Genomic DNA, 22,872 nt, shown 5'->3' with positions numbered 1-22,872 from the left:
TATACTCTATAGAGGGGAGGTTAATGCATGAACCTTGTAAGACAGATGTTTAAGAACACCAGATTGACTATTTTATTGGCAGCAGGATTACTTGTCTTGCTGATTGTAGGAGGTTTGTTATGGCAGACCCAACATCAGTCAGAGAGTTTCGACGCATTGATTCAGAAGATGGCGTTTGTTACGCTTAAGGATGACCCTGAGAAACAGCTTTATTTGGGCGTGAAAAATGTGGAGGGAATCCGATGGGATCCCACTAAGCTTACGGACCTGTCGGATGCCGATTACGAACAATTAAACGAACAGAGAAATGGTTTTCTTGAAAAAATGAATGACTATGATGCTGCCAAGCTTTCCCCGAAAGACAAACTCACCTACGATATCCTCAAATGGAACCTAAGCGCGACGCAGCAAGTAAATAAATATTGGGATCTGGACACGAATGACTACCTTTCCCTATCCATTTTTCCGCCGTATTTCGCGAACAACTATCCGATTCGCAACCAGGCTGATGCAAAGAATTATATCGTTGCACTGAACGGGTTTTCGGATAAAGTTGCGCATGTCATAGATAGAATTCAAGACAGACGGGAGAAAGGTATTGTCCCTGCATCTGAATTTCTGAAGGAAATGCTTACGAGTTACAGCATTTTGCGGAATACGAAACCGGAAGAAACGATTCTGTATAGTTTATATGCAGAAAAATTAACCGAGTTAAGACTCGATCCCTCCGAAGAGAAGAAGCTAAAAAAAGAGCTAGCGCAAACCCTAACCGATCATGTACTGGCTTCTTACGGCAAACTTGCCGATGTGATCGAGAACGATCTTATGAAGCAAGCATCCGTGAGCCAAGGAATCTGGAGTCAGCCGGGAGGCAGCGAGTATTATTCTGCAAGGCTCAAACTTACTACGGGTACGGACCTCAGCCCTCAGGAGATTCACGAGATCGCTAAACGCAAGGTAGAAGAGATCGTAAAGGAGCTGAGAAGCGGGGCTTCGGGTCAAGCACAGACTACATCTATAGCCAGATTCCTAACCGGAGATGAATTGCTGCAAGCGTTAAATAGCAGTCTGTCGGATGCCACGCCCTATTTGTCCGATTGGTTTGACGAGGAGCTTATCCCGGACCATCCAGTAGACGTGCGGTCGTATTCGGCTCTTCTCGCATCGGCAGGTGGAATGTATATCCCCTTATCTATAGATGGTGATAGGAGCGGGAGATTTGTCATTCCGCTTGAAAGCCCGACCTCAGAGGAAATGGTTAAAATGCTTGCACTCCATGAGGGGATTCCAGGACATCATTTTCAATTTTCGATTCAATATGATCAACCAACCATTCCATTAATCCGCAAAATAACGATGACGCCTGGATACGTAGAGGGATGGGCGGTCTATATGGAAAGCCTATGTGCAGAGAAAGGATTGCTTGATCGGAACACGGTACTAATCCGTTTGGCGAACCTTTTCATAGGTACAGTGATAGATACGGGTATCCATGGGCTGAAGTGGACAAGAGAACAAGCTAATGAGTATCTGGTGAGTATCATCGGAACGGGGAGCGATGCTTTCATCGACGATGTCATTGCTAATCCAGGACGTAAAGAAAACTATGCGATCGGATCGGAGCAATTCCAATCCCTTCGAGAGCAGGCGGAAAGCGAACTCGGGGATCGCTTCGATATCAAGGCATTTCATTCCGTTCTTCTTCAAAACGGTAATATGCCATTTCCGATATTGGAGCAACAAGTGAATCAATACATCAAATCCGCCAAATAAAAGGAGAGCAGACCCCGATATGATTAAACGCACGCTAGTACGAATGACGATATGGAACAGCACGGTCGTATTTTGCTTGCTCATCATACTGGGGGGAGCGTTATACGGGCTGGCGCGTTATCGGATCTATTCCGACATTGACCGTCAGCTGGTGTTTAATATTGACCACATGCAACAAATTACTCTAAGTAGCGGGGATCAAGTTATTTACATTGATTCGAAGGAACCGGAACGTTTTATGATGGTATTTTATTGGGATTCAAACGATACCTTGCTTCAAAGATTTACATATAAATGGCAATTTATCGATTTGAGTTCGATGCTTCTGGAAAAACAAAACCACATGGGACCCGAGTCGATACGCGTAGGTGAGAAAACTTACCGATTCGTGAGCAGACCCTATCAAGGCAATTTGCCAGTAGTCGAGAAGCTGTCGAACACGCCTTTGAAAACAGTTCAGATATTTACGGAAATTTCTACTGAGGCGTATTATTTGAATCGGTTATTATGGAGTATTAGTATCGGAATCGGTATCGGCGCGTTATTATCTATTATCGCAGGTTACGCATTGGCTAGACGGGCGCTCATTCCGATTCAGAAGGCTTGGGACAAGCAGCAGCAATTCGTTGCAGATGCCTCTCACGAGTTGAGGAGCCCGCTTTCGGTCGTCCGAGGGCAAACACAAATATTGTTACGCCATCCTGATCATACGATCGAGGAAGAAAGCGCTCCAATTTCAGCCATTCTGAAAGAAACTAAAAGAATGAGCAACATGGTAGACGGGCTACTTCTTCTGGCAAGAGGCGATTCACATGAGGAAGTCATCTCATGCAAGCCTGTACGAGTTGACGGGATCATTAAAGAGATTGCAAAAAAAATGGAGCCAATAATGGATTACAAGCAATTGCACTTACAGCTTCATGTTGAAGGCTCAGAATTGCTCATAAATGGAGATGAGGATCGTCTCGTACAGTTGTTCATGATCTTGTTGGACAATGCCATTAAATTTACGCAGGCGGATGGGCAAATCGAGCTTGAGTGTCTTAGGCAAGGGAAATCAGTTCTCGTAACCGTCAAGGATAACGGAGTGGGTATTTCGGAACACGAATTGCCACTCATATTTAATCGCTTCTACAAGGGAGATTCCTCTAGAAATAGAGGGGATCATGGAGCGGGTCTAGGGCTATCCATCGCGCGTTGGATCGTCGATCAACATCAAGGTTCTGTCCACATTAGCAGCGGGGTAGGGTGTGGTACGACCGTTATGATTCGTTTTCCGGTGATTAGTTAAATAATAGAGTTGATAGGATACCACTCAAAATTGCCATATCGATTGCCGATTCCATCGGTTGTGATGTTCGTGCCTTATATGAATTAATTCCGAACGAATAGTCGATGCATCGGCAGTGTTGATAAATCCTTCATACATTGAAAGCTGCTCAAATAAAGCCGGAGAGTTATCTCCGGCTCTATAATAACTTATTGGGGGAATAATTTTATATAACAATATTAGAACAATAAATTATTGACCGTTCCATAAATTTAAACTACTTTCTATTTAAGCTGCTTTCTTATCTCCCCCAAGTAACGTCCCAAGGCCAAATATGTTCCATATTAATCTCCCTCCTTAAATTCCCCCCAATAAAAGTTATTCAGCAAGTTGATATTTCAAGTTGATATTTCAAATTGATTATTAAGTTCTTTACTTGTATCCATCATAGCTTAACGCTCATTCGCTTTGTATTTACGTTTGTAATGACTTACATGTGACAAATGTAATAATCTGGAACCACTTCATACTAAGTACGGTTTTGCTGCTTCAATTGCTGTATCTCCAAAAACAAGATCGAGTCTTTTTAGATCTGTCTCTATGGGCGCACCTAAGGTTATCTCATAGAACTCGACGAGACGATAACGAGGCGTACATAAGCAAAATTCACGAGATACCGATCTTCCTATAATAAGTGATACAATACCTTAAGTATTATTTTGGGTCAAAATATTAATCCCTTTACTTTAACGATGATCGCGGCGTATAATCCATTAAGACATCGGACTGAGAAGAGGGAAATTGATTATGAATAATGGCTTGGTCAATGCTATTATCGCGTATATCATGTGGGGAGTTCTCCCGCTTTATTGGAAGTTGTTTAACGATGTGCCTGCAGGCGAGATTCTGTCACATCGGGTTGTCTGGTCGTTCGTCTTCATGGGTGTTCTTGTCGCCGTCCAGCGTCGCTGGGGTGACATGAAGCGGATTGCGACCAGCCGCTCGCTCCTGCTGTCGCTCACCGTTAGCGGACTGCTGATCGCTGCTAATTGGCTCATCTTCATCTGGGCGGTCAACAACGATCATGTCGTCGAGACAAGTCTCGGCTATTATTTGAACCCGTTGCTGAACGTGCTGCTTGCGGTTGTCTTCCTTCGTGAGAAGCCGAGCCGTGGCCAATGGCTCGCGATTGCCATCGCTGGCGCCGCGGTGCTCATCATCGCCATCGACTACGGACGGTTTCCATGGATCTCAATTTCACTGGCCGCGACGTTTGGCTTATACGGCCTTGCGAAGAAGAAGATCGGACAAGACGCTTCTGTAGGCTTGCTGTCGGAGACGGCTGTAGTCCTGCCCGTTGCGCTCGGCTACTGGATCTATCTGGCAGCAGTGGGAAAGACGACGGCATGGACGCTACCTGTGTCCACGTTCGTCGAACTGCTTCTTTCCGGCGTGGTAACAGCGCTACCGCTGCTTTTCTTTGCGCGAGCGGCCGCCCGGATGGCGCTGTCCACGCTCGGCTTCGTACAATACATCGGGCCAACGATCATGTTGTTACTGAGCGTATTCGTGTTCAAGGAATCGGTATCGCCGGTTCTTCTCATCGGCTTCGTGCTCATCTGGACAGCGCTTATCGTATACGCTGCGGCATCGGTTCGAGGCACGAAACTCGCGAAGGCGCGCTAACGGCAAACACGTCCGCCCGGTACCGTCATAACAGCCATTTCCGTCCACTGGGGAGGAGATGGCTGTTTTCTGTTAAGGGTACAAGTTCTTGCCCAAAGCTTGGGACAAGAACTTAATCCATAACCGCGGAAAATTATCTAAAAAAAAGTATCTTCGTGTTTAGTGGTAAATGTACTAACGTAAATTCCTATACGTCACATGGAAGATCATAAAATATCAAGCATCGTTGTCAAAATTTCACAACTTCATCACAACTCTATTTCATTTATGATATATGATTTCATTTAGACTGACTTTAGAGGATTTCAAGAAATTAATTAGAATTATCCATATCTGCTGCATTTTTTCTTTATCTCTCTCAATTATTCTTTATTTATAAGAGAGAGTGATAGAATACGACAACGTGAACCTCCGACCTGTTACTCACAGCACAGGATGACGGTTATAACAATGAAAGGTGGCATTTGAATCCGAGTGAGCAAGCAGATTTTGATCGTGGAGGACGATATCCATATATCGAATATTATCAAGATGAATTTGAATATCGTGAACTATAAGACGGTCCAGGTGTATGACGGACTGGCGGCGCTTGAAGCTGTCCATAACAGGCGGATACAGGCAAGCGGATCTTCGGATGGACAGTTTGATCTGATTATATTGGATGTGATGATCCCTGGCATGGATGGATTTCAATTGATGGAGCAGATTCGCCCGCTGGGGATACCGGTTATCTTTCTGACAGCCAAGAATACAGTGTTCGATAAGGTCAACGGACTAAGGCTGGGAGCGGACGATTACATGGTCAAACCGTTCGAGGCGATTGAGCTGTTGGCACGGATCGAAACCGTTATGCGCAGGTACGGGAAAGAGGAACAAGTGATTCATTTTAAAGAGGTGAACGTTTACCTGGATAAACGGGAAGTGACCGTGGCCGCGGAAAAGGTGGAACTGACGCCTAAGGAATTTGATCTGCTGGTCGTCCTACTGAAGAACAAGAATATCGCGCTCTCCAGAGAGCAGATTCTCGATAAAGTGTGGGGATATGACTACTATGGGGAGACTCGCACCATCGATGCGCATGTCAAGTCACTGCGCAAAAAGCTTCAGTTGCAGGACAACATCCGTACAGTATATAAGATCGGTTATCGAATAGAGGACTAAGGGATATGAAATTTTGGCAGAAAATCTACCTGTTCTCCATCCTCCCATTTGTCGTAATCTTCAACATTGCCTCGATTATGGTCATTGAACGCAATCACAATCAAATGCTGCAGCAGGAAATAGGCAATGCACTCAGTGAAAATGTGAGTATTCACTCCAGTGTTATCGGGGTGATTCCCATTCTGAAGGTGTATGACAGCATCGATTACGAGAAGACGATACTCACGAATATTGCGACAGGTTTTGTGAATAAGAACCAGGATCAGAACATCTATATCCAGATTACGGAAGGTAACCGGATCGTATACAGCAATACCAATTTTACAATGCCTGAGGATCGTAAGGAACTGAATCAGCTGACCGCTGATGAGATCAGGTATATTCTTCGGGATATCGGCAAAAGGACGCTGTTGTACACCTCTAATCTTGCGTCCATAAACGACAAAAATTACGTGTTCACCTATATTAAAGACGTAACGCCTCTTTATGAGGAGCGCTTGGATCAATACAGATTTTTCGCCAAGGTGGATGCAGGCGCTGTAATTCTGTATGCACTGGTCATGTTCCTGATCAGCAAAGGACTGACCAAGCCGATTGACCGCATGATCCGTATGGCCAAGGTCATTGCGCAAGGCAGGTTCTCGGAACGGGTGAAATTGAAATCACGGGATGAGATCGGCATGCTGGGTGAGAACTTCAATGAGATGGCTGAAGTCGTCGAAGACAAAATCAATCAGCTCGAAAGAATCAACAATGAGAAAGAGCGCTTTATTCAGAACATTACGCATGAGCTGAAAACGCCCCTTACTTCGATCATCGGGTATGCTAATTTTCTGAGAATGACGAAGGTGGAAGAGGAGGCGCTTCTGGATGGTCTGAATGTCATCTATTCCGAGGCGAAGAGACTCGAGACCCTTTCTTTTAAACTGATGGATCTGATACTGCTTAGACAAGGCCATGCGGAACTGAGAACGGTCAATATGAACGATCTGATTCGGGAGTCGGAGTCTTCCTTGCAAATGAAAGCTGCGGATAAGCATCTTCGGCTTGTTACCCGGTGCGTGGATGGAGATGTGCAGATGGATCCCGACTTAATCAAAGTCCTGATCTATAACCTCGTGGACAATGCTATGAAAGCTTCAACCGAAGCAGGAATCATTACGATACAATCGCAGACAGGGCAAGATTTCTATGCACTTGAAGTTATTGATCACGGGATCGGCATCCCTGAAGAGCATCTGACAAGCCTGTTTGAGCCATTCTATATGGTGGACAAAGCTAGAACCAAAAGTCAGCATGGCGCTGGGCTAGGTCTTTCCATCTGTCAGAGCATCGCCGAGGTACATGGTGCCCGGTTAGAAGTAGAGAGCACGCCGGGAGAGGGTACCACGATGCGTGTTGTGTTCCCGCTTCAAGGTGGCGGGGGAGGTGAGCGGGAATGAAGCGGACACTGATATTTGCCGCATGTGCATGTATGATCTGTGTTCTAGGCGGTTGTAACGGTTTCTATAATGCTATACAGAAAGACACCGTCATGGTAAAACACATCGCCAAGGATCCTGATGCCAAATCAGTGGAATATAACGGCATTCTGTCACAAGAAACGGTAACGAAATTAAGTGTAAATGCAGTGAACAAAATTTATAATCTTAAGCTGACTTCGGATCAGGTAAGAATCGGGATCTATTCCATGACACAGAAAGAGCTGGAGAGATTATTAACCCTGATAAAGGAGAACCTTAAAAGCTATAAAAACTTTAAAGCAGCAGAAGAAAGGCAGAAGAAAGCAATAGAAAGAATGGAAAAGAAGGTCCTCCATCTTACAGATGGTCTTACCTTTGTCAGTCTAGAGGGCAAGACCGATCAGGGTAGATTCGAGGTGCTCATTAACCCTAAGGACGGAAAAGTGGAAAGTATCATGCACCGTGATGTGGAATATTCTAACGATGCAACGGGTAGCGATATGAATTCAAACGTTATACCCAAAGAACTCTCGGGCGAAGAAACCGTCCAGAAGGCCGAGAAGTATCTTGAACAGATCGAAGGAACAGGAGCATCCGCTTATCAGTTGGATTATTTATACACGTATTGGCCTATACAAGAGTTGTATTTTCGAAGCAAGGAACCCGATGTCGGCGTGCTCGGGATTGTGATCGATACCAAAGCAGGAGAGTTTATAGGGTTCGACAAGGATAACTTGAGCCAAATGTGGTTCTACAACAATTAGAGGTTTTAGAGCAAGGTTGGTCCCATCGGAAAGTGAGAAAGAGGTAAACAGATCACGAAATGGATTGATCGAAGAGGCTGGTTATTGTGACCAGTCTTTTTTGTGCATGCAGTTCACTTTTTACATGTTCATCACAACTCTATCCGATTTCTAATATACGTGTGCAATAAACTGGCTTTATACGGCAGAGACGAAATAGATATTGAATGAAGTTATGTGTATCCGTAGCAGGCAGTGAAAGGATGAAGACAAGCATGAAGAAATGGCTTCGCAAGGATGCTTCGGCAGCTATGATGTTCCTTGTGCCAAGCGGCGTTGGATTTGCTATGTTTTACCTGATTCCGTTTGTCATGGGAGTGTTTTATTCCTTTATGGACAGTACGGTGGACGGGCATTTTGTCGGACTGAGTAATTACCGCGAGCTGCTTGCGAGCGGTTCCTTACGCAAAGCGGCATCCAATACGTTTTATTTCAGCGCGATTAGCGTTCCGCTTATGCTTGCGCTGTCGCTGGGCCTGGCAATACTTTTGAACCAAAGTACATATCTTCGAAGATGGCTGCGAACCGCCTATGTGCTGCCGCTGGTCGTACCTGTTGCCTCGATCGTTCTCATCTGGCAGATCCTGTTCGATTGGAACGGCTCCCTGAACGCCTGGCTGAGCCATTTCGGGGCAGCACGCGTGGATTGGATGAAGACAGATTCGGCCCGGATTGTCGTCATTGTCGTGTATTTATGGAAAAACATCGGCTATAACGTGATTTTATTTTTGGCCGGATTGCAGCAAATCCCGAAAGATTATTACGAAACTGCTCAGATCGAGGGGGCAGGGCGTTTACGGCAGTTTAGAAGTATTACGCTGGTCTATCTAACCTCCACCATGTTTTTTGTTGTCATTATGTCGATCATCAACTCGTTCAAAGTATTCCGGGAAACGTATTTGATCGCAGGCGATTATCCGCATGACAGTATCTATATGATGCAGCACTATATGAACAACATGTTCATGTCGCTCGACATTCAGAAATTGACTGCTGCGGCGACTTTGATGTTCATATGCATTCTAATGATCGTCTTAGGGATGTTTACACTAGAACGCCGACATCGGCAGTTCATGGAATAGGGGGTAAGGAACTGTTGTGCCATTTGTAAAGGTATTGCAAAAAAGTACGTTAACATTCTTCATGGGTGTTATCGCGATTATTTTATTGTTCCCTATTGTGATCACATTCACAAATTCACTTATGACGGAAAAGGAAATTCACATCAATTATGGACCTATAGGGCAGATGAACGAAGTGATTCCCGGGAGAGCCAATCCTTTTGTGAATTTAAAATTGCTGCCGGATAAAGTGTCCTTCGAGCAGTATGGAAAAGTACTGATCGACAACCCGAAATATCTGATGATGTTCTGGAATTCAGTATTCCTGGTGGTTCCGATCATCGCAGGACAAACGATTGTAGCAGCACTGGCTGCATACGCGCTCTCCAAGCTGAAATTCCGTGGCCGGGATCCCTTATTTTTGGTCTATGTCTTAACGATGCTTATGCCGTTCCAAGTGACGCTGGTACCGAATTATATTATGGCGGATCAACTTGGGATTCTGAATAGCTCCAATGCAATTATATTACCGGGTATATTCGCGGCTTTCGGTGTGTTTATGCTTAGGCAATTCATGCTGGATATTCCATATGCCTACATCGAAGCGGCCAAAATGGATGGAGCCGGACATTTGCGGATATTCATCAAAATAATAATTCCGATGATCAAACCAGGTCTGGCTGCACTCGTTATTTTATTATTCGTCGACTATTGGAATATGGTGGAGCAGCCGTTGGTTTTTCTGGATGATCCTTTCAAGCAGCCGCTGTCGGTTTTTTTATCCAGTATCAATAAACAAGAACGCGGTATTGGTTTTGCTGCATCCATGCTCTACATGTCCCCAATGGTGCTGTTGTTTCTGTATGCAGAATCGTATTTCATTGAAGGCATTCAATTGTCCGGCATTAAAGGGTAGCTTACGAAGTAAACTTTCCTTCGGAAAGTTCAGCCAATGCTTACGAAGTAAACTTTCCTTCGGAAAGTTTTTAGGAGGAGAAAGACGGGATATGGAGTTAGAAAAAGGACCAGCTGATCGTAAACGCAAACGAACCATCCAACTCGTGTTCATTTTATTTATGGGATTGTTATTGTTCTTTACATTGTTCAGCAACACACTACAGTCGCTGACCTTGCCAAAAGTGGGAACAGAAAAGCCGACAAAGGGAGGTATTGATTTTACGATCGAGGGTAGCGGTATATTGCAGCCACTAGCTGAGGTTAAACTATCGAATCCGACCGATTGGAAGGTCCATAAAATTTTTGTGATAGAAGGAGATCATGTCAAAAAGGGGCAAAAGCTCGTCCTCTATGACAGTAAAGCTGCTGAACAAGAAGTGGAAGCTGAAATAACGATTTTGGAAAAACAAAAAATCGAGCAGCAGAATATTCAAGATCGCTTCATCCAGTTGAGCATCGAAGAGGACGAGCTCAAACTTCGAAATGCCAAACGTGAAATCGAGAAAGGTAAGCTTGATATCGCTTCACAGCAACGGAAAATTAACGAGATGAGAGATCGGATAGCAAGCCAAAAGCAGCTGACTGCTCCGTTCGACGGTATTGTAAAAAAACTGAATGCGATTGAAGGGCTAACCTCCACAGAAGGACCGGATGTGATTGTTTCGAACAGCAGTCTGGGTTACAGATTGGAAGTTACTGCCGATGCAAAGAGTTTGTCGAGTTCAGGGATTTCGGTGGGAGAAAAGATCGAGGTTCAGGTAGATATGGTTCAGGAACAACAAGCTCAAACCATCGACGGCACAATTGAAGAAATAGCAAATGCGGAACCGAGTCAAAGCAGCTCATACGGTGAGGAAGCGGGAAAGACCGTAACGGTCCCACAAAAGATACTGCGTATTAAGGTGCTTAACTCTAAGCTGAAGGGAGGTGAGCAAGCATGGATGAAAATAGAGAAACGCTCACTGCAGGAAGGATTGCTCGTTTCCAATAAAGCTATTCATGAAGACCGTGAAGGCAAATTTTTATATAAAGTCGACGAGCAGCGTGGGGCACTCGGCAATAACTTTGTGGCCAGGAAAGTCCGGATTGAGTCCGTTGAAACGAATGACAACGTAACGATGATTCAATCGGATAACCTCTATGAGGAAGACCAGATTATTCTGGAAAGCAGTGAGCCTTTACAAGACGGAAACCGTATCCGTCTGCAATAGTCAAGCATAGAACAGATATATTATAGGAGGAATTCATACGATGAAAAAGTGGCTAGGAATGATATTTATAGGTATTTTAATGACGACAACGACTGCATGTGGTTCTGGAAGCAGTGGGGAAATGGAAAATAAGGAAAAGCAGACAAAGAAGGAAGGTAAAACTGTTGTTACCTTATCCATTCAAGAATCGAACTCATTCTACCAGACGTTAGAGAAAAAGTTTGAAGAGAAATACCCAGACATCGACCTGCAGATCAAATCCTATAGAACCGCAGGAGAAAAGTTTGATCAGGGAGAGTATGAAAAATACAAAAAAACGACGAATACAGCAATGCTATCAGGAAAAGGCCCGGATATCATCGATGTAGACGTATTGCCTCTCGAAGAATATGTGAACAAGCAGCTGCTTCTCAACATGAATGATTTATTGGATCAAGATAAAACGCTGGATAAGAACGATATACAAATGGACGTTTTGGAAACATTGAAATTAAAAGGCGGTTTGTATAGGGTTCCTTCCGGGTTCGGGTTAAGTGTATTCGCAGGCGACGGGAACGCGATTAAGAACTCCACGGTGAAGATCGACGATAAGAGCTGGAACTGGAATACCTTTGAGGAGATCTCGAAGCAGCTCATTCAACAGGCAGGGAAGGGCGGCAAGGAACACTTATATGCCTTGGCGAGTTACCCGGCAGAAAGCACTCTCGGGGCAATGGTCGTGGACAATTACGCGGAGTTCGTTGACCGCACGGCGAAAAAGGCAAAGTTCGACTCCCCCGAATTCGTGAAACTGATGCAGCATATCAAAAAAATGTACGATGATAAAGTGATGACTGCGGAGCTAGTGGAAATGAACAACCAGTTGTTTTCTGACGTCTCTTTAATGTCGCCGAAAGACTTTATCGACGGCTTATATTCATACTTTGAAAATCCGGTATTGCTGCAAAAGCCGCATATGGGGCAATCAGAAGCAACGCGGATCTTTCCTTTATCCCAATTTGCGATCCGGGCCAATTCTCCGGTGAAGGACGAAGCGTGGAAGTTCATTTCCTTCTTATTATCTGACGAGGTGCAATCGCTGCAAGAGAGAGGAGGTTTCTCCCTGCTTGCATCTGTGAACGATAAAAAACTGAACGAGATGCAGGAACAAGTTAAAAGCGGAACATATAAGTTCGGCAAAAAGGCCAAGGTATCGGATGAAGCATTTTCGCAGTTCAAACAATTCGTTCATGGCTCGTTTCAATACGTGGACGTGGATGTTAAAGTGCTTTCCATCATATATGAAGAGTCCGAAACCTTCTTTAGTGGACAAAAGTCTGCAGATGAAGCCGCGAAGCTGATCCAGAACCGGGTAACCACCTATTTGAACGAATAGGAAGTGGAAACTAAAAGCAGCCCACCTTGTGCGCTGCTTCTTTTTAAAGAGATTAAAAAGGGGGATTTATGTACAAACCCATAAAGACGTACGCTGCGGTACTGCTCAGCGCAGCGGTTTTATGCCAATCTAATGAAATTTACCCGGTATCAGATCAAACGAATTCAATAACATATATAGCGAAGGATGTTGAAGAGAGGGTGGTTTTCAATATAAAACCTGATGGTGGGGTTCGCATGGCTCATTATGATGTATATGGTAATGTTACTACAGCCTATAAAACTCAGTAAACGTTCGGAGATCCAAATGCACAATTATTTTGTAATCAAAAATGGAGAAACCCATCACCGATTCCGGTATGATAACAAATTCACTCTATCGGTTCATTTTTATGGCAATGACATAACCAAAGCGGAAAAGGAAACCGCACAAGCTCTGGTTGCGGCGAATAGCGTGAACTTAAATTCCATAGGAAACAAGATATATTTCCATAACAGGTCGTGATGTTCAAAGAGTAAAGGGAAGATATATGAAGATGTCAAAACTGGAACTTGTAGAATTGCTAATTCTAGCAGAACAGTATATAGCTGAACAGAATAATACATGGATAAAAACACAGTTTGAATCATTTAAATAAAGCATCGATAGGGGATTTAAAATGTTATTTGAGATAACTGAACAAATGATGAAAGGATTAAAGAATGGGACACTTATAGAGCAGTACGTAACAGGTTAAGTTCTGCCTGATCATTCTGATCGACAGCGGCAATCAATTTTGACAGGATACAATACCTTTATGTTTAACCTAAACGGAAAGGCTTGGAGAGTTCTTGCAAGAAAAGGAAAGAGGGCAAGCCTTACAAGGTGGTCGTGATCGCTTGCGCCAACAAGCTTCTCCATCACATCTTCGCCATCCTTTGTAAAAGCGAGCCCTACAAAGCTTAAAAAAACATATTTATCCATAACCTTCACGCCAATGAAGGTTATTTGTGTTGCTTAGAAAATTATATCAGTATTTTTTTCGTTTAACAAAGTTGTAATGCTTGACAAGTATTAGCTGGTTTTTTGTTTTATCGGTACAAGTTTTTGTCCCGAGTCGAGGACAAGAACTTGTACCGATTCCCATAATGGACAAGAACATGGCTACTTAATCTTTGCTGCCATTACTTGCGATCAGATATTCTGACCACCCGAAACCTCGATTCTCTGCCCATTAACCCAGCGATTGTCGGAACCAAGTAAGCTGGCGACTGCGGGACCAATGTCCTCGGGTACCCCGACTCGACCAAGGGCAGTCATCGCGGCAAACGTTTCATTGTAAGCAGGTATGTCGCGTACAGAACCTCCTAGAAAATCGGTTTCGATTGCTCCAGGTGCAATGGTATTAGCGGCGATACCACGGTGACCAAGTTCTTTGGCCAAATAGATGGTTAGAATCTCGACCGCCCCCTTTGCGGCAGAATAGGCGGAGAATCCAGGAAAAGAAACGCGAGTAAGACCCGTTGAGAAGTTCACAATACGACCACCATCTGCAAGAAGAGGCAGAAGGGCCTGTGTCAAGAAAAACACCCCCTTGACATGCACATTAAACAGGCCGTCGAACTGAACTTCTGTAGTTTCGGTAAAGCCGGTCATTTCTCCGTAGCCGGCATTGTTCACCAGATGATCGAAAGTGGTGCTATTCCAGCTTGACTGCAGGGTCGAACGAACTGTCTCAACAAAGGCAGTAAAGCTGGTAATATTTCCAATATCAAGTTGTAATGCCACTGCTTTACGACCTAGAGATTCGATCTCAGCAACGACAGACTTTGCTTCATCTGCTTGGCTACGATAGGTCAGGATGACATCACCGCCATGACGTGCAATACTGATGGCAGTATTGCGACCAAGTCCGCGGCTTCCACCAGTAACGATTGAGATATTTGCCATTGTAACTTCATCCTCTCAGAAATCATTTAAATTTACATTGATATCATAAAAGATAAAGTTCACTTGAAGTCAAGGTTGTTTTGATTATAATAATAAGTGCCTAATTAAACAGATAAATTCACTGATTTTATTATATTTCACTATTTTTATAGCGTAAATTTGGAAAAACCATTTATGTTGCCAAATACTCATTTAAAGTACACTTTAATAGATGGCGGTGAAGATTTAGTTGTGTTGACTATAAAAGAAGTTGCCGAATTGACAGGAATAACTGCTCCCACCCTTCGATATTACGAAAAGGAGGGGCTGCTTCCCCATGTGAAAAGAAATGAAACTGGGAAGCGGCTATACGACGATGAGGATTTAAGCTGGATATCCTTTGTTACCGCGCTTAGAGCGACAGGAATGCCGATTGCTCAAATTCAGAAGTATGTATACTTGTATAAAGAAGGGGACTCGACGATTGCGGAACGAAAAATGATGATGCTTCATCATAAAAAAGAAATCGAGAAGAGCATAAGGGAACTATATTTTAACTTGGATAAAATAAACTATAAACTTGCTCTATATGATGTAATTGAATCTCAGATTGAACGAACTAACATCAAAATTTGATTATGCCAAATTGTATTTGACTCAAACATACATTACAAAGGAGAGCCTCAAACTATTGAATTATGAAATTTTTTGAAAAAATCACGAAATATGAATTGCATTTCAGAGAAAGAAGACATATAATGATCAGCATATTAGTGATTGATCAATTACTAAACATCCATTCTCAAATACCGCTAAGCGATTTATCTTGAGGTGCGTGTTGAGGGGAGAGAAAGGCTTGTCAACTATGTCTTGGAGCAGACGGTATTACAGATGTCTGGTCGAGGCATATGCTAGTTTATATGTAAATGTAATTGATCAATCAATAATTTATTAAAATTAAAACGCAAAATGAGAGGAGATATCCCTATGAACCATTTAATCGTGTATGCCCATCCGAGAAAAGAAAGCTTTAACCATGCTATTTTGGAAACTACTGTCCGAAGCCTCCGTCAAAAAGCACATGAGGTCATCGTCCGCGATTTGTACGCGATGGAGTTCCAGCCTGTCATTAGCAGCAGTGAGATACTAGGCGGCGTAGATGAAGACATTGAACAGGAGCAGGAGTATCTGAATTGGGCTGACGTGATTACCTTCATCTATCCGATCTGGTGGACCGGACTACCAGCAATCGTCAAAGGCTATATAGAGCGGGTTTTTACTTACGGGTTTGCCTATCGTTACGTAAGTGGCGAGCAAATGGGAATGCTGAAGGGTAAACAAGCTGTAATTATTAACACACAAGGGAAATCACATGCCCAATATGCAGCTAGCGGTATGGACAAAGCTTTAATGTTGACATCCGATAAAGGAATATTTGAATATTGCGGTATGGAGGTGCTGCACCATGTATTTTTCGAGTCCGTACCGAGCTCCGACGAAGCGACGCGTACGGCTTGGCTGAAACAAATCGAGGAGGTAGCGGGCAAAGCGTAAACAATATGGTATTAGGCATTACGATTGTCGATTAGAGATTGCTCTAGTCATTAAAAGAGATAAGACAACTATCATTTCAATAGTTTCCTTATCTCTTTTGTATTAATTTTCACCAAGAATTTTAGTTGGATCAAGCCCTGGAGGGAATATTTCTTCAAAATGGTCCTTTTTCTCATATAAAATATACCAAGCTTCAGCAATAACATCTGGGTCCCCTGCAAACAATCATTGATTAATGCTTTTTTCCATTTGGCTTCTAAAAAAGATTTTGAAAAAATAACAATAGCTGATATAACAAGGGGAGCAGGTTAATCGGGCTACATTCTATGCACACTTTAATGATAAATACGATTTAATCGATTTTATTATGGGGAATTTCGCCTCAGCATCTATCGAAAACCATACTTCAGGTGTTGTGAAATTCGAACTGGACAGCATGCATCAACTTGTTTTAGCAGTATGCGATTTTTATCAACAACCGAACATTAAATGTCACAGCAGCTATGGTGGCTTGGTCCTACCGCAAATGAAAGAAAAAATACTAAATGAATTGAAGGTTTTTTTGTCGAAAAGTTTGGAACATATTTATCAGATAACGAAAAGAACATGTTTGTGCCTATTTTTGCACAAATGACCCATGTTGATCTACCTTGATGCGCACATCGTTTTTTAAGATAAGGAGAGGACGAGAGGAACATGAATGTGGAAGTGTATACGTTAAATGCGTTTGCGAAAGGGGAGCGTGGCGGTAATCCAGCAGGCGTTGTCTTAGAGGATGGCCTCCTGCTGAATGCTGCCGAAATGCAGCTCATAGCGAAGGAATTGGGCTTTTCGGAGACGGCTTTTATAGAAAAATCCTTGCTTGCGGATTACAAAATCCGCTATTTCACCCCCGCCAGCGAAGTTGATCTGTGCGGACACGCCACGATTGCTGCATTTGGACTAATGCATTCGGTGGGTTTGGCAAAGGAAGGGACCTCCTATACGATAGAAACCAAGGCAGGGATTTTGGATGTCGATATTAGCTCCGAGGGTCTTGTTTATTTGTCACAGGCTTTACCACAATTTCTTGAAAGGATATCCTGTGAGGAAATCGCTCCATCTTTGGGGATGAATGCCGAGGATCTAAAAACCGGGTTGCCCATCCAGATTGTTTCGACGGGGCTGCGGGACATTTTGATCCCGATCCGCAGCAGGAAGCTCTTGAATGAGGTTCAGCCAAATTTTGACGCCATAACCGCTATAAGCAAAAAATATGATGTGGTTGGATATCATCTGTTCACGCTGGATACTCCAGACGATGCTGCTGCGGAATGCCGAAATTTTGCGCCGCTGTACGATATTCCCGAGGAGAGTGCGACAGGAACATCCAACGGTGCCCTGCTCAGCTATTTGTACCAACATGGCCAACGATCATTGCAGGAAGTGGAGCACGTTATGTTCAGGCAAGGGTATTCGATGGATTGTCCTTCTGAAATCAGGGTTGGATTGCGCCTGAGCGAGAGCGGTGATATCAACCAGGTTCGGGTTGGCGGTGCAGTGGTTGGCATTGAACGAAGACATATCACGATATAAAAGGAATTGCTCCTTATCCCCTTGGGGGTCTTCGAGCCCCCAGCTTAAATACCTCTCGAACGAAGCTTGTTTTAGCAGAGACTTCAGGTTGGTAGCCATCATATGTTTATATAGCATTGTCGAAGATTTGATTTTGCTTTTTGAGATCAACAAGCAGAGGGATGAGTGGGATTATATGTAGAGAGAGGGATGTTACTTGAAAACAAACGTATTATATATTGAGGATAATGAGAAAATAGGCAGTTTGGTAAAAGAAGAATTGGAACAGCGAGGATTTTCAGTTCAGTGGCTGCTCTCTGGTGAAGGAGCCGAAAGAGAAGTAAATCAGCATGAAGTCGTTATTTTGGATATCATGTTACCCGGTTTAGACGGATTTACGGTGGGAAAACGATTAAAAAAGGCAGCTCCTGACATTCCTATTTTGCTGTTATCTGCTCGAACATCAATAAATGATAAGGTAGATGGTTTACAATTTGCTGATGATTATTTAACGAAACCATTCCATACGGATGAATTGGTTGCAAGATTAGAAGTATTAATTCGTCGAAGAGGTGGAACATATTCCGAACGCATTTCATTAGGAGATCATATTGAAGTAGATCCGGAAGTCCAAATGGTATATGACAAACGCACAGGAGAAGAAATTATATTGACTGGGAAACAACATCAAATTTTAATGTACTTCTTACGCCACCCCAATCAAGTTCTACCAAAAGAACAAATCTATGAAGCCATTTGGCAAGAATCTTATATCACTGGTGATAAAACTATAATGGTACATATCCATCGACTGCGTCAAAAGCTGGAACGTCATCCCGATTCCCCAGAGATTATTGAAACGTTGAAGGGAATAGGCTATCGGGTGAAATTATGAAGCAGACTAGATCATTATTTCGTCGTTTTCTAAAAGTACATTTTCTATTTATCTTTCTTCCTCCCATTGTGCTTATTTTCATCTCCGCATTCTTTGGATTGTCTATCAATGGAGATTCTATCAATAGAGAAGATCTGAATACGTTAAATCTATTTTACATTATCGTACTTTTGTTTGGTTTTATTATTGTCGCTTTTGTTGTAATATCTTGGATTTTCTTCTTGAGACTTCGTACACGTCTCACCCGCTTACAGGAAGTCATGTCATTTTCAGCTTATAATAACTCATTTCCTAAACCAATATCTGTTCAAACGGATCGTATGGATGAAATAGACCAGTTAGGAAGTTCTTTTAATTGGATGATTCAGCAGCTTGAAGACAGCCGCAGGCGAGAATATGAAGAGGAATTATTGCGACATCGACTCATTGCGAATTTATCTCACGACTTACGAACGCCACTTACCATTTTGAGAGGACATATCACCAGATTAAATAAAGAATCAATGAGTTTAGAAGGGCAAGACTCATTAACAGAGATGAACCATACGATTACAAGAGTCGGGGATCTAATGGATGATTTGCTTGCCTACACATTGCTTACATCAGGGAAACATCCTTTTGAGCCCACGTCAACAGATATTGTACGTTTAGTAAGAGCATCTGTTGCTGCGTGGTATCCTGCATTTGAAGAAAAAGAAATTCAGCTGGGTGTTGATTTGCCGACAGAGGAGACTTTTTATTGGGAAGCAGATCCTAAATGGATGACCCGGGTTCTGGATAATTTGTTTCAGAATATTCTTCGCCATGCAGCAGAGGGGAAATATGCCAACATTGTGGTTGATGTAGAAAAAGAACTGATCATTGTTGCAGACAGAGGTCCAGGTATGGATAACTCCTCTTATGAGGGTGGGGCGGGGATTGGTTTATCGACTTCAAATTATATGTTGAAAAAAATGAAGCTGAAAGCTGACTTTACATCAAATGAAAATGGCACAAGAGTAGCTATTGGTAGAGCGTAACCTGAAGTTAACCCAGAAGTAAACAGCATGATAACCGAGATGTAACTTTGCCTCTTTATAATTGGAACCATAACAGAAAGGAAGTGTTATGGTTGCTTACCATTAATAACTTAGTCAAACATCGTGGAACCGGGGAAATTTTATCAGGTATCAGTTTTAAAGCTAGACCTGGTAGAGTAACTGGTTTTTTAGGTCCGAATGGAGCAGGTAAAAGTTCTACACTGCGCATATTGCTTGGATTAGATCGTGCTACCTCAGGGAGTGCACTAATTAATGGCAAGCCATTCGCAGAATTACATAATCCTCTAGCAACCGTAGGGGCCGCACTGGATGGATTTGGGGCTCATCGTATGCGGACAGGACGGGCACATTTGCGTTGGATTGCTCGTGCCGCAGGATTGCCTCGTTCACGTGTCGAGGAAGTTCTGGAAATCGTAGGTCTTACGAATGCAGCTGACAAAAGAGTTGGGAATTATTCGCTTGGTATGGGGAGAAGACTTGGCATGGCAGCTGCACTACTTGGTGATCCAAAAATATTGATTTTAGATGAACCCGTAAACGGGCTCGACCCGGAAGGAATTCGGTGGATTCGGACATTTTTACGTGAACGTGCTGAGTCTGGAAACACGGTGTTATTATCCAGTCATCTAATGGGGGAGCTTGCAGAGACGGTTGATGATGTGGTGATTATTAAGCATGGAAAAATCGTTGCAGATGGAACATTGGAAGAAGTCATAGGTTACCATTCCACGCTGGAAGAAGCCTTTTTTACCCTGACATCTGAACATGCAGGTGATGTTGTATGAGGGCTTTCAACGCAGAACTATCTAAATTGTTCTCCCTGCCGGGCATTTGGCTTGCCTTTCTTATTGGAGCATTTGCCCCAGCGGTCATTGCTGCCTTGGACAGTACAGCACAAAAAGAGGAGATTATAGCTGGAGTTAGCACACGGCTATCGGAAGTTGGCTATATTGGATTAGGTCTTGGTGTCCAAGGTGTCATTATCCTTGGTGTACTTGCTGTCAGCAGTGAGTATTTGACAGAGAGCAGTGAATCTGGTGGAGGGAGGCAGATTACAACAAGCTTAACGGTTGTTTCATCAAGGCTTCATTTTTTGCTGGCCAAGGCAGGCGCTGTGACCGTAACCAGCATACTGCTTAGTGTTGTTGCTATTATGACCACTTTGTCAGCCACGCATCTTGTTCTTGGTGAATACACCCCTGCATTTGAAGGGACTAAACTGCTCGGTGCAGTTTGTTACTGGACATTTACTGCTCTTTTGGCATTTGGGATTACGGTTCTTACCAAGAATGGTACTATTCCGCTTGTTGTGCTCATCATAAATACATCCGTTGTATCATTCAGTTTTCTGCTTTCTAAGGTTACAAAGTTAGCGTTATACTTACCAGATAGGGCTGGCGTTGATATGTTTATGCTTATGAGCGACAGTTTTCTCACCCCGTTCACAGGCGGTTTAGTCATGTTTGCCTGGGTTGTCGTTATTTTCATTGCTGCAGCTATTGTATTCCATAGGAGGGACGTTGCAGCATGAGTGCCCCTTCTAGTAAAAAGTTAACCCTAATTCTTGGTGCTGAACTGGATAAATTAGTAACATTACCATGGACATGGCTCACTCTTGTGGGCACATTCATTCTTAATTTAGTTATAGCCGCAGCTTTTACTTCAGTTGGTCTACAAGGTGGAGCAGGGACGCAAAGTATACTGAATATAGGGCTTGCTTCTATGGGATATCTTCATGCAGGGTTCATTATTCTTGGGATCTTAGCTACTTGTTCGGAATATAGCGGTGGACAGATTCGAACTACGTTAACTACGATACCTTGGCGCGGACTTCAATTATCCATGAAGTATTTGGCATTGGCAGTGATAACCTTTCCTGTGGCGTTTATTATTGCTGCATCAGGTGTACTATATACTTTTATTAGGATGAGAGACACAGCAGTAGAGATTGAAATAGACACAATGATAAAAACATTAGTAGGTGCAACGGGCTATCTAACATTAACCACACTTCTCAGTGCAGCTATAGGTGCTTTATTAAGACGAACCACTCCTGCTTTAGTCGTACTGCTTGGTTATTATTTCATTGTCAGTCCATTGTCGAGAGATATTCCACCTAAGTTTAAAAATTATTTTCCGGATATGGCAGGATATTATATATATATGCCGCCTTCCTCTGATGAAATAAATGTCCTTACACGAATGCAAGGGACAGGTATTTCAATGTTATGGACACTGATCTTTATTACAGTAGCTATTGTATTTTACCGTAAACGAGATGCCTAAGTAATGGAACATTTTATTCTCGCTACGGAGCCTGAGGATTTTCGGAGAAGTGGGATCAGGTGGACAACCTCAGCGAACCAAACCGCATTACATCACATGCATATTGTCCCGAAGGAGTTAACAGCAAATATTAAGGCGGAAAGCCTGATTTAACGGTGATAAATCATAATGAGGGCGTTGAATTGCTAATATCTGAGGGTATTAAATCTATTTTCATGGAAATGAGTCAATTTCTCTCAGTTGACAAAACATATTAATATTAGAAGCCGCTAATTATGCGGCTTTTTATTTTTATCCAAAACGATATAAATTTACTGTAAAACGATAAATGGTGTGGTAAAGTAAAGACTGACATTAAATAAGTGAGGTGCAATTTATGAAACGAGGAACAACACTCTTTTTGAAGATGGCTGTTATTCTTATTGGAATCCCAATTCTAGCTTTGTGCATATTTTTAGTTCCTAAGATTGGAAATTTTGCTGGAGAATTGTATCCAGAAATGGCTTATATGAAATCTCTCGTTTTAATCGATATGTACGCAGCAGCGATTCCTTTTTACTTTGCTCTGTATCAAGCTTTTAAACTTTTAAGCTATATTGATAAGAACCAAGCGTTCTCGGAATTATCGGTAAAAGCTTTAAAGAATATAAAATACTGTGCCACCACGATCAGTACCTTGTACCTGCTAGGTATGCCACTTTACTATCTCATGGGGAAAAGAGTTGACCCTCCAAGTTTCATACCAATGGGATTGAGCATTATTTTCGCCTCTATGGTGATCGCCGTTTTTGTGGCTGTTCTCCAAAGACTTTTACAAGAAGCTATTCATATAAAATCAGAAAATGATTTAACGGTCTGAGGTGGAGCATATGGCA

At 42.9% G+C, this 22,872-nt stretch carries 20 protein-coding genes; 19 read left to right on the top strand and 1 reads right to left on the bottom strand.

Annotated features, from left to right (window positions below; genetic code table 11):
* The first annotated feature begins 27 nt into the window (after positions 1 to 27).
* The 10 genes from ABD014_RS11395 to ABD014_RS11350 all read left to right on the top strand — a co-directional run bounded on the left by ABD014_RS11395 (position 28) and on the right by ABD014_RS11350 (position 12,760).
* A complete protein-coding gene (locus ABD014_RS11395; protein ID WP_343861049.1) occupies positions 28 to 1,773 on the top strand; it encodes a DUF885 domain-containing protein in 1,746 nt (581 codons plus the stop codon).
* A gap of 19 nt (positions 1,774 to 1,792) precedes the next feature.
* Positions 1,793 to 3,064 carry a sensor histidine kinase gene (locus ABD014_RS11390; protein WP_343861047.1) on the top strand — a complete coding sequence of 424 codons (1,272 nt, stop codon included), beginning with the start codon at positions 1,793 to 1,795 and terminating at the stop codon, positions 3,062 to 3,064.
* A 786-nt stretch (positions 3,065 to 3,850) separates the two neighbouring features.
* On the top strand, positions 3,851 to 4,729 hold the full coding sequence (gene rarD / locus ABD014_RS11385) for an EamA family transporter RarD (protein WP_343861045.1): 879 nt from the start codon (positions 3,851 to 3,853) through the stop codon (positions 4,727 to 4,729).
* Positions 4,730 to 5,203: 474 nt separating this feature from the next.
* The gene (locus ABD014_RS11380; RefSeq protein ID WP_343861043.1) at positions 5,204 to 5,890 is read left to right on the top strand and encodes a response regulator transcription factor; all 687 of its coding nucleotides are present in this window, start codon (positions 5,204 to 5,206) and stop codon (positions 5,888 to 5,890) included.
* Between the two features lie 5 nt (positions 5,891 to 5,895).
* Entirely contained in the window at positions 5,896 to 7,332 is a 1,437-nt protein-coding gene (locus ABD014_RS11375; protein WP_343861041.1) for a sensor histidine kinase, read from the top strand.
* On the top strand, positions 7,329 to 8,117 hold the full coding sequence (locus tag ABD014_RS11370) for a hypothetical protein (protein WP_343861039.1): 789 nt from the start codon (positions 7,329 to 7,331) through the stop codon (positions 8,115 to 8,117). The genes ABD014_RS11375 and ABD014_RS11370 overlap by 4 nt, the downstream gene beginning before the upstream one ends.
* 254 nt (positions 8,118 to 8,371) lie before the next feature.
* Positions 8,372 to 9,238 (top strand): carbohydrate ABC transporter permease, encoded by an 867-nt coding sequence (locus tag ABD014_RS11365; RefSeq protein ID WP_343861037.1) that lies wholly within the window; start codon positions 8,372 to 8,374, stop codon positions 9,236 to 9,238.
* Positions 9,239 to 9,299: 61 nt separating this feature from the next.
* Complete coding sequence (locus ABD014_RS11360) at positions 9,300 to 10,133, top strand: carbohydrate ABC transporter permease (protein WP_343862076.1); 834 nt, start codon at positions 9,300 to 9,302, stop codon at positions 10,131 to 10,133.
* Positions 10,134 to 10,224: 91 nt separating this feature from the next.
* The gene (locus tag ABD014_RS11355) at positions 10,225 to 11,385 is read left to right on the top strand and encodes an efflux RND transporter periplasmic adaptor subunit (protein WP_343861035.1); all 1,161 of its coding nucleotides are present in this window, start codon (positions 10,225 to 10,227) and stop codon (positions 11,383 to 11,385) included.
* A gap of 40 nt (positions 11,386 to 11,425) precedes the next feature.
* A complete protein-coding gene (locus tag ABD014_RS11350) occupies positions 11,426 to 12,760 on the top strand; it encodes an ABC transporter substrate-binding protein (protein ID WP_343861033.1) in 1,335 nt (444 codons plus the stop codon).
* Positions 12,761 to 13,933: 1,173 nt separating this feature from the next.
* On the opposite strand, the gene ABD014_RS11345 is transcribed toward ABD014_RS11350, so the two are convergent.
* Complete coding sequence (locus tag ABD014_RS11345) at positions 13,934 to 14,689, bottom strand: SDR family NAD(P)-dependent oxidoreductase (protein WP_343861031.1); 756 nt, start codon at positions 14,687 to 14,689, stop codon at positions 13,934 to 13,936.
* Positions 14,690 to 14,863: 174 nt separating this feature from the next.
* Between ABD014_RS11345 and ABD014_RS11340 the strand changes: the two genes are divergently transcribed.
* From ABD014_RS11340 to ABD014_RS11300, 9 genes are all read left to right on the top strand, one after another.
* On the top strand, positions 14,864 to 15,304 hold the full coding sequence (locus ABD014_RS11340) for a MerR family transcriptional regulator (RefSeq protein WP_343861029.1): 441 nt from the start codon (positions 14,864 to 14,866) through the stop codon (positions 15,302 to 15,304).
* Positions 15,305 to 15,655: 351 nt separating this feature from the next.
* Positions 15,656 to 16,222 carry an NAD(P)H-dependent oxidoreductase gene (locus tag ABD014_RS11335; RefSeq protein WP_343861027.1) on the top strand — a complete coding sequence of 189 codons (567 nt, stop codon included), beginning with the start codon at positions 15,656 to 15,658 and terminating at the stop codon, positions 16,220 to 16,222.
* Between the two features lie 696 nt (positions 16,223 to 16,918).
* Positions 16,919 to 17,797, top strand: a complete 879-nt coding sequence (locus ABD014_RS11330; protein WP_343861025.1) for a PhzF family phenazine biosynthesis protein — start codon at positions 16,919 to 16,921, stop codon at positions 17,795 to 17,797.
* A gap of 196 nt (positions 17,798 to 17,993) precedes the next feature.
* Positions 17,994 to 18,671 carry a response regulator transcription factor gene (locus ABD014_RS11325; RefSeq protein ID WP_343861023.1) on the top strand — a complete coding sequence of 226 codons (678 nt, stop codon included), beginning with the start codon at positions 17,994 to 17,996 and terminating at the stop codon, positions 18,669 to 18,671.
* Positions 18,668 to 19,690 carry a sensor histidine kinase gene (locus ABD014_RS11320; protein WP_343861021.1) on the top strand — a complete coding sequence of 341 codons (1,023 nt, stop codon included), beginning with the start codon at positions 18,668 to 18,670 and terminating at the stop codon, positions 19,688 to 19,690. The genes ABD014_RS11325 and ABD014_RS11320 overlap by 4 nt, the downstream gene beginning before the upstream one ends.
* 92 nt (positions 19,691 to 19,782) lie before the next feature.
* The gene (locus tag ABD014_RS11315) at positions 19,783 to 20,496 is read left to right on the top strand and encodes an ABC transporter ATP-binding protein (RefSeq protein WP_343861019.1); all 714 of its coding nucleotides are present in this window, start codon (positions 19,783 to 19,785) and stop codon (positions 20,494 to 20,496) included.
* Positions 20,493 to 21,242 (top strand): ABC transporter permease, encoded by a 750-nt coding sequence (locus tag ABD014_RS11310; protein ID WP_343861017.1) that lies wholly within the window; start codon positions 20,493 to 20,495, stop codon positions 21,240 to 21,242. The genes ABD014_RS11315 and ABD014_RS11310 overlap by 4 nt, the downstream gene beginning before the upstream one ends.
* On the top strand, positions 21,239 to 21,997 hold the full coding sequence (locus tag ABD014_RS11305) for an ABC transporter permease (protein ID WP_343861015.1): 759 nt from the start codon (positions 21,239 to 21,241) through the stop codon (positions 21,995 to 21,997). The genes ABD014_RS11310 and ABD014_RS11305 overlap by 4 nt, the downstream gene beginning before the upstream one ends.
* Before the next feature lie 376 nt (positions 21,998 to 22,373).
* Positions 22,374 to 22,856, top strand: a complete 483-nt coding sequence (locus ABD014_RS11300) for a DUF2975 domain-containing protein (RefSeq protein WP_343861013.1) — start codon at positions 22,374 to 22,376, stop codon at positions 22,854 to 22,856.
* Positions 22,857 to 22,872 lie beyond the last annotated feature (16 nt).

The organism is Paenibacillus motobuensis (assembly GCF_039521865.1).
GTDB classification, from domain to species: Bacteria; Bacillota; Bacilli; order Paenibacillales; family Paenibacillaceae; genus Fontibacillus; species Fontibacillus motobuensis.
This window is presented reverse-complemented; position numbering and strand designations above follow the sequence as displayed.

Bases quoted from the DNA above. Each gene is read 5' to 3' on its own strand.
- ABD014_RS11350 (WP_343861033.1), top strand. From the start codon at position 11,426: ATGAAAAAGTGGCTAGGAATGATATTTATAGGTATTTTAATGACGACA.
- ABD014_RS11375 (WP_343861041.1), top strand. From the start codon at position 5,896: ATGAAATTTTGGCAGAAAATCTACCTGTTCTCCATCCTCCCATTTGTC.
- ABD014_RS11390 (WP_343861047.1), top strand. From the start codon at position 1,793: ATGATTAAACGCACGCTAGTACGAATGACGATATGGAACAGCACGGTC.
- rarD (WP_343861045.1), top strand. From the start codon at position 3,851: ATGAATAATGGCTTGGTCAATGCTATTATCGCGTATATCATGTGGGGA.
- ABD014_RS11345 (WP_343861031.1), bottom strand. From the start codon at position 14,689: ATGGCAAATATCTCAATCGTTACTGGTGGAAGCCGCGGACTTGGTCGC.
- ABD014_RS11370 (WP_343861039.1), top strand. From the start codon at position 7,329: ATGAAGCGGACACTGATATTTGCCGCATGTGCATGTATGATCTGTGTT.
- ABD014_RS11330 (WP_343861025.1), top strand. From the start codon at position 16,919: ATGAATGTGGAAGTGTATACGTTAAATGCGTTTGCGAAAGGGGAGCGT.
- ABD014_RS11335 (WP_343861027.1), top strand. From the start codon at position 15,656: ATGAACCATTTAATCGTGTATGCCCATCCGAGAAAAGAAAGCTTTAAC.
- ABD014_RS11395 (WP_343861049.1), top strand. From the start codon at position 28: ATGAACCTTGTAAGACAGATGTTTAAGAACACCAGATTGACTATTTTA.
- ABD014_RS11355 (WP_343861035.1), top strand. From the start codon at position 10,225: ATGGAGTTAGAAAAAGGACCAGCTGATCGTAAACGCAAACGAACCATC.
- ABD014_RS11320 (WP_343861021.1), top strand. From the start codon at position 18,668: ATGAAGCAGACTAGATCATTATTTCGTCGTTTTCTAAAAGTACATTTT.
- ABD014_RS11310 (WP_343861017.1), top strand. From the start codon at position 20,493: ATGAGGGCTTTCAACGCAGAACTATCTAAATTGTTCTCCCTGCCGGGC.
- ABD014_RS11300 (WP_343861013.1), top strand. From the start codon at position 22,374: ATGAAACGAGGAACAACACTCTTTTTGAAGATGGCTGTTATTCTTATT.
- ABD014_RS11340 (WP_343861029.1), top strand. From the start codon at position 14,864: ATGTTGCCAAATACTCATTTAAAGTACACTTTAATAGATGGCGGTGAA.
- ABD014_RS11365 (WP_343861037.1), top strand. From the start codon at position 8,372: ATGAAGAAATGGCTTCGCAAGGATGCTTCGGCAGCTATGATGTTCCTT.
- ABD014_RS11360 (WP_343862076.1), top strand. From the start codon at position 9,300: ATGGGTGTTATCGCGATTATTTTATTGTTCCCTATTGTGATCACATTC.
- ABD014_RS11305 (WP_343861015.1), top strand. From the start codon at position 21,239: ATGAGTGCCCCTTCTAGTAAAAAGTTAACCCTAATTCTTGGTGCTGAA.